Source organism: Amycolatopsis sp. NPDC059021 (genome assembly GCF_042739895.1).
Taxonomy (GTDB): domain Bacteria; phylum Actinomycetota; class Actinomycetes; order Mycobacteriales; family Pseudonocardiaceae; genus Amycolatopsis.
In genome coordinates this window covers 16,521-28,211 of sequence record NZ_JBHYIQ010000118.1, presented here as the reverse complement: position 1 = coordinate 28,211, position 11,691 = coordinate 16,521, and the positions used below count along the sequence as shown (strand labels likewise).

At 68.4% G+C, this 11,691-nt stretch carries 7 protein-coding genes; 6 read left to right on the top strand and 1 reads right to left on the bottom strand.

Annotated features, from left to right (window positions below; all coding sequences use genetic code 11):
* Positions 1 to 53 precede the first annotated feature (53 nt).
* Complete coding sequence (locus ACFWX1_RS41680) at positions 54 to 3,761, bottom strand: multifunctional oxoglutarate decarboxylase/oxoglutarate dehydrogenase thiamine pyrophosphate-binding subunit/dihydrolipoyllysine-residue succinyltransferase subunit (RefSeq protein WP_378395415.1); 3,708 nt, start codon at positions 3,759 to 3,761, stop codon at positions 54 to 56.
* 239 nt (positions 3,762 to 4,000) lie between these two features.
* Between ACFWX1_RS41680 and ACFWX1_RS41675 the strand changes: the two genes are divergently transcribed.
* From ACFWX1_RS41675 to ACFWX1_RS41650, 6 genes are all read left to right on the top strand, one after another.
* A complete protein-coding gene (locus ACFWX1_RS41675; protein WP_378395414.1) occupies positions 4,001 to 4,555 on the top strand; it encodes a YbaB/EbfC family nucleoid-associated protein in 555 nt (184 codons plus the stop codon).
* Positions 4,556 to 4,568: 13 nt separating this feature from the next.
* Positions 4,569 to 4,889: a type VII secretion target gene (locus ACFWX1_RS41670; protein WP_378395413.1), complete on the top strand. Its 321-nt coding sequence runs from the start codon at positions 4,569 to 4,571 to the stop codon at positions 4,887 to 4,889.
* Between the two features lie 27 nt (positions 4,890 to 4,916).
* On the top strand, positions 4,917 to 6,410 hold the full coding sequence (locus ACFWX1_RS41665) for a WXG100 family type VII secretion target (protein ID WP_378395412.1): 1,494 nt from the start codon (positions 4,917 to 4,919) through the stop codon (positions 6,408 to 6,410).
* Positions 6,411 to 6,416: 6 nt separating this feature from the next.
* Positions 6,417 to 6,647: a hypothetical protein gene (locus tag ACFWX1_RS41660; protein WP_378323087.1), complete on the top strand. Its 231-nt coding sequence runs from the start codon at positions 6,417 to 6,419 to the stop codon at positions 6,645 to 6,647.
* Between the two features lie 80 nt (positions 6,648 to 6,727).
* Positions 6,728 to 11,266: an RHS repeat-associated core domain-containing protein gene (locus ACFWX1_RS41655; RefSeq protein WP_378395411.1), complete on the top strand. Its 4,539-nt coding sequence runs from the start codon at positions 6,728 to 6,730 to the stop codon at positions 11,264 to 11,266.
* Entirely contained in the window at positions 11,263 to 11,649 is a 387-nt protein-coding gene (locus ACFWX1_RS41650) for a hypothetical protein (RefSeq protein WP_378395410.1), read from the top strand. The genes ACFWX1_RS41655 and ACFWX1_RS41650 overlap by 4 nt, the downstream gene beginning before the upstream one ends.
* Positions 11,650 to 11,691 lie beyond the last annotated feature (42 nt).

Here is an 11,691-nt window from a genome sequence, read left to right as displayed (position 1 = left end):
CTCCTTCACAGCGCTCGACGCTGTGAAGGAGGCCTTCACGGAACCTCAGGCGATCAGCTGAACGCCTTGGCGATCAGCGCCTTCTGCTCGACCTCGTGCACCTTGGACGAACCGGCCGACGGCGCCGCCATCGGACGACGCGCGGCGACCTCGAGGCCGGCGAACTTCTCCGGGAACTTCCGCGGCAGGTTGAGCCCGAAGAACGGCCACGCGCCCTGGTTTTCCGGCTCTTCCTGAACCCACATGAGCTTCGCGCCGGCGTAGCGCTCGATCGCGGCGAGAAGCTTCTTCTTCGGCAGCGGGTAGTACTGCTCGATCCGCACGATCGCGACGTCGTCGGCACCGCGCTTGGCGCGCTCCGCGACGAGCTCCCAGTACAGCTTCCCGGAGGTCAGCAGCACCTTGCGGATCTTGCCGGGGTCGGCGGCCGTGTCGTCGATGACCGACATGAACTTCGACTGGTCGGTGAAGTCCGCCACCGCCGACGTCGCGGCCTTGTTGCGCAGCATCGACTTCGGGGTGAAGACGATCAGCGGCCGCTGGATGCCGTCGAGGGCGTGCCGGCGCAACAGGTGGAAGTAGTTCGCCGGGGTCGACGGCACCGCGACGGTCATCGAGTTCTCCGCGCACAGCGAGAGGAACCGTTCGATGCGGCCGGAGGTGTGGTCCGGACCCTGGCCCTCGTGGCCGTGCGGCAGCAGCAGCACGACGTCGGAGCGCTGGCCCCACTTGGCCTCGCCGGAGGAGATGTACTCGTCGATGACGGTCTGCGCGCCGTTGACGAAGTCACCGAACTGGGCTTCCCACGCCACGAGCGCCTCGGAGTTGGCCACCGAGTAGCCGTACTCGAAGCCGACGGCCGCGTACTCCGACAGCGCCGAGTCGTAGATCATCACCCGGCCCTGGCCCTCGGCCAGGTTCTGCAGCGGCGCGTACTCCTTGCCCGTCTTGCGGTCGATGAACACCGAGTGCCGCTGGGTGAAGGTGCCGCGCCGCGAGTCCTGACCGGACAGCCGCACGAGACGGCCTTCCAGCGCCAGCGACCCGAACGCGAGCAGCTCGCCGAAGGCCCAGTCGATGTCGCCCTCGCGGGACATCTTGTGGCGGCGCTCCATGACCGGCTTGACGCGCGGGTGCGGGGTGAAGCCCTCGGGCACGTTGACGAACGCGTCGCCGATGCGCTCGATGGTCTCCTTGCTGACCGCCGTCGGCACCTTCGCGGGCACCTGCTGCTCGTCCTCGACCGAGGGGCTGGCCTTCGGCGGGTGCTTCTCCAGCTCGCGGACCTCGTTGAAGACGTGCTCCAGCTGGCTGGAGAAGTCGCGCAGCGCGGCCTCGGCCTCCTCGACGGAGATGTCGCCGCGGCCGATCAGCGATTCGGTGTAGGTCTTCCGCACCGAGCGCTTGGTGTCGATGATGTCGTACATCGCCGGCTGCGTCATCGACGGGTCGTCGCCCTCGTTGTGCCCGCGGCGGCGGTAGCAGATGAGGTCGATGACGACGTCCTTGTGGAACGCCTGCCGGTAGTCGACCGCCAGCTTGGCCACCCAGTGCGCGGCCTCCGGGTCGTCGCCGTTCACGTGGAAGATCGGCGAGCCGATCATCTTCGCGACGTCGGTGGCGTACTGGCTGGAGCGCGAGTGCTCCGGCGCGGTGGTGAAGCCGACCTGGTTGTTGACGATGACGTGCACGGTGCCGCCGGTGCGGTAGCCGCGCAGCAGCGCCAGGTTCAGGGTCTCGGCCACGACGCCCTGGCCGGCGAAGGCCGCGTCGCCGTGCATCAGCACCGGCAGCACGGTGTAGCCCTCGCCGCCCTTGTCGAGGATGTCCTGCTTGGCGCGGACGATGCCCTCCAAGACCGGGTCGACGGTCTCCAAGTGCGATGGGTTCGCGGTCAGCGACACCTTGGTCTCGCCGTCGCCGAACATCCGGAAGTACTTGCCTTCGGCACCGAGGTGGTACTTGACGTCGCCGGAGCCGTGCGCCTGGCCGGGGTCGAGGTTGCCCTCGAACTCCTGGAAGATCTGGCTGATCGGCTTGCCGACGATGTTGGCCAGCACGTTCAGGCGGCCGCGGTGCGGCATGCCGATGACGACCTCGTCGAGCTCGTGTTCGGCGGCCTTGTCCAGCAGCGTGTCGAGCAGCGGGATCGCGGTCTCGCCGCCTTCGAGCGAGAACCGCTTCTGGCCGACGTACTTGGTCTGCAGGAACGTCTCGAACGCCTCAGCGGCGTTGAGCTTCGAGAGCACGTACTTCTGGACCGCGGGGTCCGGCTTCTCGTGCGGGATCTCGACGCGCTCCTGGATCCAGCGGCGCTCCTCGGGGTCGAGGATGTGCGTGTACTCGATGCCGACGGTGCGGCAGTAGGAGTTGCGCAGCACGCCGAGGATGTCGCGCAGCTTCATCCGCTCCTGGCCGGCGAATCCGCCGACCGGGAACTCGCGGTCCAGGTCCCACAGGGTGAGGCCGTGGGAGAGGACGTCGAGGTCGGCGTGGCTGCGCTGCCGGTAGTTCAGCGGGTCGGTGTCGGCCATCAGGTGACCGCGGATGCGGAACGCGTCGATCAGCTCGATGACCCGCGCGGTCTTGTCGACCGGGCCGTCCGGGATGTCGGCGACCCAGCGGATCGGCTCGTACGGCAGCCGCAGCGAGGTGAAGACGTCGTCGTAGAAGCCGTCCTCGCCGAGCAGCAGCTGGTGGATGCGCTTGAGGAACTCGCCGGACTCCGCGCCCTGGATGATGCGGTGGTCATAGGTCGAGGTCAGCGTCATGATCTTGCTGATGCCGAGGTCGACCAGTGTCTTCTCGCTGGTGCCCTCGAACGCGGCGGGGTACTGCATGGCGCCGACGCCGATGATCGCGCCCTGACCGGCCTGTAGGCGCGGCACCGAGTGGTTGGTGCCGATGCCGCCGGGGTTGGTCAGCGAGATCGTGGTGCCCGCGAAGTCGTCGGCGGTCAGCTTGTTGTTGCGCGCCTTCTTGACGATGTCCTCGTAGGCCTGCCAGAACTGCAGGAACGTCATGTCCTCGCAGCCCTTGATCGACGCCACGACCAGGGTGCGGGAGTTGTCCTTGCCCTTCATGTCGATCGCGAGGCCGAAGTTGACGTGCTCCGGCGTGACCGCGAACGGCTTCCCGTCGATCAGCTGGTAGTGCCGGTTCATGTTCGGGAAGCTCTTCAGCGCCCGCACCATCGCGTAGCCGATGAGGTGGGTGAACGAGATCTTCCCGCCGCGCGTGCGCTTGAGGTGGTTGTTGATGACGATGCGGTTGTCGGCCATCAGCTTCGCCGGGACGGCGCGCACGCTGGTCGCGGTCGGCACGGACAGCGAGGCGTCCATGTTCTTCGCGATCGCGGCGGCGGCGCCGCGCAGCGGCTTCGACTCGGGCTCGCTCTGCGTCGCGGGCTTCGCGGCGGGCTTGGCCGCGGGCGCTGCCTTGGCGGCGGGCGCGGGCTTGGCTGCCGGCTTCGGGGCCGCGGGCGCCGGGGCGGCGGCCTGCTTGGCGGCGGATTCGGCGTTCTGCACGGCCTTGGTCGTTGGCGGAGTGGGCTGCCCGTTCGTGGTGCTCGCGGCCTGCGCGTCGGCGGTCTGGCGGGCCGTGTCGGCCTTCGCCTGTGCCGTCTGGGTCGGCTTGAAATCCGCGAAGAAGTCGTGCCAGGCGGCATCGACTGAGGAGGGGTCTGCGAGGAACTGGTCGTACATCTCTTCGACCAGCCACTCGTTGGGGCCGAATTGTGACGCAGGGCTGCTGCTGGACACGGCTTGGGCTCGCCTCTATCCGTCTCGATCTTGAATCGGGGTGATGCGCCTACCAGGCTAACCCCCTCGATAACAGACGTGTGATCGAACTGGCCTGTGTGAGGCGTGGCGCACTAGGGCGTCGGTCACTGTCTCGATCACTGACTCGATACAGATCGTGGTACGCGCGGCTTGCCTGGGTGCGGGGAACCGGGGGAAGGTCACTTCCGTCAGTACCGGGGAGCAGGAAGGGGCCGAGGGTGGCTGATCTGTCGGACGTCGAACGCATGGTCGACGACTGGGAGCGGGACGCGGTCGGGAAGTCGCAGCGCTTCCAGGCGATGCAGGAGCAGGTGGAGCAGATCTCGCTCACCGGCACGGTGGCGGGCGGCGCGATCAGCGTCACGGTGGGTCACAACGGCTTGCCCACCGCGATCAAGATGACCGACGGTGTCCGCTCGATGAGCCCCGACGAGATCGCCGCCAACGTCATGAAGGCGATCCAGAAGGCCCAGTCGCAGTACCCGCAGAAGATGCGGGAGATCCTCGCCGAGACCGTGGGTGACGACGACGCGGCGCGGCACATCGCGGAGACCGCCGAGCGGAACTTCCCGGACGCGCCGGAGGAGGACCCGGAGCCCTCGCTGCCCGAGGAGCCCCGCCGCCGGCTGTACGAGACGGACGAGGAGCCTCCGCCGCCCGCGGCGCCGCGCACCCCGCCGCCCGCGCCCAAGCCACCCGCCGCGCCCCGCCGTCCCGCTCCGCCGGACGACGACGAGGACTTCGGCGACCAGAGTTTCCTGCGACGCGACTGAGGGGGAGTAGGTCATGCCAGACGGAGGTTTCAAGGTCCTCGGCGAGGAACTGGGGACGCACGAGGGCAAGGTGCGGGGTTTCGCCGACCGGATGAAGACCGTGGTCGACGCCGCGCAGCAGGTCACCATGGACAACAGCGCGTACGGCGTCATCTGCCAGCCGTTCGCGTTGCTGCTGGACCCGTTCGAGCAGATGGGCGTGCGGGCGCTGCAGCAGGCCTCGGACTCGATCAACGGCACCGCGGACAAGGTCAAGGACGCGGCGGACGCCTATCGCAAACAGGACGAGGCGTCGGTCGACGCGATCAAGAAGGCCGGTCCGAAGGGCGCTTGACGCATCACCGGGTGATGGGGGTTCGAAGTGGACGGTAATCCGCTGGTCGCACAGGCGCAGTCGCAGACGACCGGGGTGACCGGGATCGGGATCCTGGAGTCGGCGAACGATCTGGCCAATGGGGTCAAGGACGGTTCGTGGGTCGAGGCCGGGCTCGGGGGGCTCGGCGTCGGTCTCGAGGTGCTGTCCCTGGTGACGGACCCGATCGGGACGCTGGCGCAGTACGGCGTTTCGTGGCTGATCGAGCACGTCAAGCCGTTGAAGGACTGCCTGGACTGGCTGGCGGGGAATCCGCCGGTGATCCAGTCCTTTTCGGACACTTGGGCGAACGTGTCCAAAGAGGTCAACGCGATCGCGGGCGATCTCGCGAACGAGGCCAAGGGCGGTACGGCGGGCTGGGACGGTTCGGCCGCCGAGGCGTATCGCGGTGAGGTCGCCGAGCAGACGGACGCGCTGGCCGGTGCGGCGTCGCTCTGCGACGGCATTTCGACCGGTGTGATGGTCATGGGTCAGGTGGTCGCGGCGGTGCGGGAGACCGTGCGGGACCTGATCGGGACGCTGGTCGGGAAGCTGATCTCGTGGGCGCTGGAGGAGGCGTGCACGCTCGGGTTCGCGACTCCGGCAGTCGCGGTGCAGGCGACGACGGCGATCACGAACACGATCAACAAGGTTTCGACGTTGATCCGCAAGCTGATCAAGACGATTTCGAATGTGGGCCCGAAGGTCCGCAAGATCGTCGAGAAGCTGGGCGAGATCATCGAGAAGCTGTCCAAACTGGCCAAACGGCTGGGGAAGCGCGGTGAGCACACGAGCGCGTCCGCCGCGCGCAAGGCCGAGCATGCCGCTGACGACGTCCACGTGCCGAAGGAGCACACGTCTCCGTCGAGTGCGCATGACACACCTGACGGAAAGACCTCGCCGTCCTCGTCGAAAGGTGGAGACACCTCTCCGTCCAAATCGGACGGCGCGGACGGGAGTGCCCACAGCGATGGGCATGCCGGTGGTCCGGACGGCGACCGGGCCGCGGCACCCGGCCAGAGCGGGGGTTCGTCCCGGCCCAAGGTGGACGATTCGGTGCGCTCGTACGAGCGGAACGAAGTGTGGGCGAATGACGCCTACGACGCCATTCGCAATTCCGACGACGTGGCCGACGTGGCGCACAATCTGCGCGACGCGCCGCGTCTCGACGGCAGTCGCGGGTTTTCCCACGAAGAGGTCGAGACGATCAAGAATCACGTTTTCCACGACCGGCATCCACTCGACGACGGCGCCGGCGGTGTGGTGCACGAGCGTTTCGAAGCCAACCCCGACATGGCGGAAGCATGGCTCCGGCTGCGGGCGGGCCGTCACCAGGAAGCGGATCTCGCCCTGCTGGAACACGAACTCGCCGAAAACCGTTACTGGCAGGGCAATCCCAACGCCGTCTATTGGGAAGCGCACCGGCACGCGAACAGCGTTTCCAACTGGGAGAGCCGGATACCCCCGGCGACGAACGAGAGCTATGATGAACCGTGGAGGTGATTTTCGTTGGCGATTCTGGTGAATCTCCGAAAAGTCGAGGACGACGATCGGGTCGCGCGCTATTGGTTCCAGTCGGCGAGCGGCCCCCGCCGGGTGCTGGTCTTCGACCGGACCACGGAGAAAGTGTGGCCGGAGGACGAGAACCGTGACGCGATCTTCCGTGCCGCGGCGATGAAACTGTCCAAGGTCTGGCTGGAGAAGAACGAATTACCGGAGCTGCTCGTCCATCAGGCGTGAGCGGTACGGCGTTCCGGCCGGTTTCGCGGTTCTGTCCGGTGGGCATCCGGTGCCCGCCGCTGGGGTGAAGGGGACGCACGGTGGACGGTAATCCGCTGGTCGCGCAGGCGCAGTCGCAGACGACCGGGGTGACCGGGATCGGTGTGCTGGAGTCGGCGAACGATCTCGCGAACGGGGTGAAGGACGGTTCGTGGGTCGAGGCCGGGCTCGGCGGTGTCGGCGTCGGGCTGGAGGTCCTTTCCCTCGTCACCGATCCGATCGGGACGCTGGCGCAGTACGGCGTCTCATGGCTTATCGAGCACGTGAAGCCGTTGAAGGACTGCCTGGACTGGCTGGCGGGGAATCCGCCGGTGATCCAGTCCTTTTCGGACACGTGGGCGAATGTGTCCAAAGAGGTCAACGCGATCGCCGGGGATCTGGCCAACGAGGCCAAAGGCGGCACCGCGGGCTGGAACGGCGAAGGCGCCGACGCCTACCGTGGTGAGGTCGCGGAGCAGACGGACGCGCTGGCCGGTGCCGCGTCGTTGTGCGACGGGATCTCCACCGGTGTGATGGTGATGGGCCAGGTCGTGGCCGCGGTGCGGGAGACCGTGCGGGACCTGATCGCGACATTGGTCGGCAAGCTCATCTCCTGGGCGCTGGAAGAGGCATGCACACTGGGCTTCGCGACGCCGGTGGTGGCGGCTCAGGCGACGACGGCGATCACGAACACGATCAACAAGGTCTCCACGCTGATCCGGAAGCTGATCAAGACGATCTCCAACGTGGGCCCGAAGGTCCGCAAGATCGTCGAGAAGCTGGGCGAGATCATCGAGAAGCTGTCCAAACTCGCCAAACGGCTGGGCAAGGGCGGCGGGCACACCGGGTCGTCGGCGGCCCGCAAGGCCGAGCACGCCGCCGACGACGTCCACGTGCCCAAGGAACACACGACGTCGTCGAGCGCTCACGACACCACGTCACCGTCGTCCGCGAAGGGCGCCGAACATCCGGACACCAGCACCTCACCGTCCAAAACAGACGGATCGAGCGCCGACGGCGGATCGCACCCATCGTCCACAGCGGACGGTGGATCGTCCCGCGGAACCGGCGAAAACGGCCCGAACCGGCCGCGCGACCCGCGCGAGAGCGACACCCCGCTGGAGCGACGGGTCTGTGAGAACGACCCGATCGACGTGTCGAGCGGGGAGATGGTCCTCGGGCAGACCGACGTCGAACTGGCCGCGGTGCTGCCGCTCGTGCTTCGCCGCGTCCACGTTTCCTCCTACCGCGCGGGGCTTTCCTTCGGTCGTTCCTGGGCTTCGACCGTGGACCAGCGGCTCGAGTTCGACGCGCAGGGCGTGGTGTTCCTCGCCGACGACGGGATGCGGCTCGTGTATCCGGCGCCCGAACCCCACGGCGAGGTCTTTCCTCGAACGGGGCCGCGCTGGCCGCTGGCGGTCACCGAGGACGGCTACACGATCCGGCGGCGCGACACGGGGGTCACCCTGCGTTTCGCCGGAAGCGAGTCGTCGCGGTCGTTCCTGACGGCGATGGTCGACCGGTCCGGCAACCGGATCGACTTCGACCGGCCGGACGGCGTGCTGACGCGGATCCGTCATTCGGGCGGTTATCAGGTGAACGTCACGGCCGAGGCCGGCCGGGTCACCGGGCTGCGGCTGGCCGCCGCGTCCGGTCCGGACGTCCTCCTGGCCACCTACCGTTACGACGGGCCGGGCGATCTCGTCGCCGTGGGCAACTCGTCGGGCAGGGCGCAGGCGTTCACGTATGACCGCGAAGGCCGGATCACACAGTGGACCGACCGGAACGGCGAGTGGTACCGGTACTTCTACGACGCGCAGGGCCGCTGTGTCGCCAACCAGGGATCCGGCGGCTTCCTCAACGGCACGTTCACCTACGATCCGGCGGGCCGGAGTACCCGGTTCACCGACGCGCTCGGGCACAGCACGGTCTACGAGTTCGACGCCGCGGGCAACGTCACCCTGCGGGTCGATCCGCTGGGCAGGGCGACCCGCCAGGCCTGGAGCGCGGACGGGCTGCTCCTGTCCAGGACGGACCCGCTGGGGAACACCACGAGGTACCGCTACGACAGCGCGGGCAATCTGCTCGCGCTGACGCGGCCGGACGGCACCGAGGCCAGTGCCGAGTACAACGACCTCGGCAGGCCGGTGACCACTGTGGACCCGGACGGCGCGGTGTGGCACCGGGAGTACGACGAAGCCGGCCGTGTCGTCACCGTCGTCGATCCGATGGGTGCCAGGACGAGGTGCGAGTACGACGAAAAGGGCCAGCTGGCGGCGGTCACCGACGCGCTCGGCCGGACTCGCCGGACCGAGACCGACGCCGCGGGCCTGCCGGTCGTCGAGATCGCGGCCGACGGCTCGGTCTACCGGTACGGCCGCGACCAGTTCGGCAGAGTCACCACGATCACCGACCCGATGGGCGGGGTCACACGGCTGTCCTGGACGGTCGAGGGCAAACTGCTGAGCCAGACCGCACCCGACGGAAGTGTGCGGCGGTGGCGTTACGACGGCGAGGGCAACCGGATCGCGTCGATCGACCCGGAAGGCCGGGTCAGCGCTGTCGAGACCACCCACTTCGACCTGCCCGCCGCCGAAATCCGCCCGGACGGCACCCGGCTGACCTTCGGCTACGATCCGCTGCTGCGCCTGACCTCGGTCACCAATCCCGACGGCATGACCTGGCGCTACGAGTACGACGCCGCCGGGCAGTTGGTCGAAGAGACCGACTTCATGGGCCGTCGTGTCCAGTACGTCCACGACGCGGCCGGGAATCTGGTGCAGCGGACCAACGGCGCCGGCGAGGTGGTCCGGTTCGAACGTGACGTACTCGGCAGGCTCGTCCGGCGCAGCCACGGCGAGGTCGTGGAGAGTTTCGAATACGACGCCGCGGGCCGGATGTCGAGTGCGCGCAACGCGCACGCCGAACTCGTGTTCACCCGGGACGCGCGGGGCAGGGTGCTTCGGGAGTCCGTCAACGGGCGGGCGGTGGAGTCGGTGTACGACCCGCTCGGCCGCCGGACGGTGCGCCGGACGCCCACGGGCGCCGAAACCCGCTGGGAATACGGGGCCGGTGCGCAGCCGGTCAAGGCGCGGCTGGGTGAGCGGACGCTGAGTTTCGGCTACGACGCGGCGGGCAGGGAGACCGAACGGCTGCTCGACACGGGCACCATCCTCGCGCAGGCGTGGGACGCGAACCACCGGCTCGTCGGCCAGACCGTGTCCGCGGTCATCACCGGGCCGTCCGGGACCGCCGGGCGCGCGCAGCTCGTCCAGCAGCGGGGGTACGAATACGCCAGGGACGGGCGGCTGACCGCCGTCCGGGATCACCTCCTCGGTGACCGGGTCTTCGAACTCGACCAGGTCGCCCGGATCACCGGCGTCCAGGGCACCGGCTGGTCCGAGCGGTACTCTTACGACACCTCGGGCAACATCGCTTCGGCCGAGTGGCCGGGTTCCGCCGCGGCGCACGAGGTCGCCGGTGTGCTCGTGAAACGCGCGGGGAACATCCGGTACCAGTACGACAGCCAAGGCCGGGTGGTGTGCCGCACCCGGGAACGTCTTTCCGCGAAGAACGAGGTCTGGCGCTACGAATGGGACGCCGACGACAAGCTGAGCGGCGTCGTGACCCCGGACGGCACGCGGTGGCGGTACCGCTACGACCCGCTGGGCAGGCGGATCGCGAAGCTCCGGCTCGCGGCGGACGGCGAGATCGCCGAGCGTGTCGACTTCACCTGGGACGGCATGACGCTGGCCGAGCAGGTGCGCGACGACGCGTATGCCACGACGTGGAACTGGGAGCCGGGAAGCTTCCGCGCGCTGAGCCAGACCGAACGTGTCCGCGGTGGCGAACGCGGGCAGGACTGGGTGGACGAGGCGTTCTACTCCATCGTCACCGACCTCGTCGGTACGCCGTCCGAACTCGTGGACACGACGGGAACCGTGGTCTGGCGATGCCAGGCGAACCTGTGGGGCCAGGAGATCGCGCCGGCGACCGACGGTGCCCGGACGCCGCTGCGGTTTCCCGGCCAGTACTTCGACCCCGAGACCGGGTTGAGCTACAACAACTTCCGGCACTACGACCCGGAAACCGGCCGGTACACCTCGAACGACCCGCTGGGGATCGCGGGATCCCCGCACCCGCAGGCGTACGTGCCCAATCCCACGGCGGCCATCGACCCGATGGGGCTCACCCCGTGCAAGACCTACTACAGCGTGCAGGACCCAGCGGACGCCGAGCGGCTGCTGAACAACGGCGGTGAGCCGTGGCCGTCCGGTTTCGACCACGGCACGTCACGCGACGAGTTCGGTCCCGGCCTCTATACCTGGGAGACCAGGGAGCAGGCCGAACGCTATCTGGAACGGGTCAATGCCCGCGGCGGTAACGCGGAGATCCTGGAGCACCACATCTCGGGTGAGGACTTCGACCGGCTCCGCTCCGCGGATCTGACCACTATGGACGATGACACCGCGACCGCCATCTGGAACTCGGAAGGCAGGCACGGCTACGACCACGTCCGGCGTAACACCGGGAACTTCGGACCGGAGAACTACTTCTCCAGCAGCGTCTATCACCTTTTGCAGACAAGGAGACCCACATGACGGCCGAGGCCGTGGGAGAACACCGGTTGCGGCGCCAGCAGGGCGGGCGTGGTTACTTCGGGCACGCGAAGGTCCGCCTCGTCCGCCGCGAGGCGGGAAGCCCGGCGGTGGTCTGGGCAGTCCCGGCCGACGACCGCGCGTCCGTGCAGCCGGGCACGGACGCCGAATTCGTGGACGCCGCGATCGCCGGCGCCGAGGACGGCCTCCGGCTCCTGGCGGATCCGGACCGCGCGGTACGGCTGGAACAGGTGCTGATGAACCTCGCCGACATCGACGCCACCGCGACCCGGGCGGCGGCCACCCTCGCGGTGTTGAACGCCGCCGGGGCGGACGATCGGTACGTCAGCACCTTCGACGGTGGCTGGCAGGTCGTGCCCGCCTAGCGTATGTCCACTGTGGACCGTATCCAAGTCGGCTTCTTCAAG